At 54.2% G+C, this 428-nt stretch carries 1 protein-coding gene; it reads left to right on the top strand.

Annotated features, from left to right (window positions below; genetic code table 11):
- Positions 1–428: zinc-binding dehydrogenase (locus FMM79_RS00510; RefSeq protein ID WP_148625157.1), on the top strand; the 428-nt coding region annotated here is incomplete at both ends.

The raw sequence follows: 428 nt of genomic DNA, 5'->3' as shown, positions 1-428 counted from the left end.
GATTCTGCCTGCGGCAATTTCTTTTGAGCAAGCTGCGGCATCCTTCCTGAAAGGCTTAACGGGTTATTATCTGCTGCGCATAACCTATGAAATTAAACCCGATGAACAGTTCCTGTTCCACGCAGCGGCTGGCGGCGTTGGCTTAATTGCCTGCCAGTGGGCAAAAGCCCTGGGCGCGAAACTTATAGGCACCGTAGGAACCGCGCAAAAAGCTCAGAGCGCGCTAAAAGCGGGCGCGTGGCAGGTTATTAACTATCGTGAAGAGGATCTGGTCGAGCGGTTAAAAGAGATCACCGGCGGTAAGAAAGTGCGCGTGGTGTACGATTCCGTGGGCAGAGACACCTGGGAACGGTCGCTGGATTGCCTGCAACGCCGCGGCTTAATGGTCAGTTTTGGCAACTCATCAGGTGCGGTTACCGGTGTGAACT

The organism is Novosphingobium sp. BW1, assembly GCF_008107685.1.
In the GTDB taxonomy this organism is placed as follows: Bacteria; Pseudomonadota; Alphaproteobacteria; order Sphingomonadales; family Sphingomonadaceae; genus Novosphingobium.
Note: the sequence above shows the minus strand (reverse complement) of the source record. Positions and strands in the feature narration are given on the sequence as shown.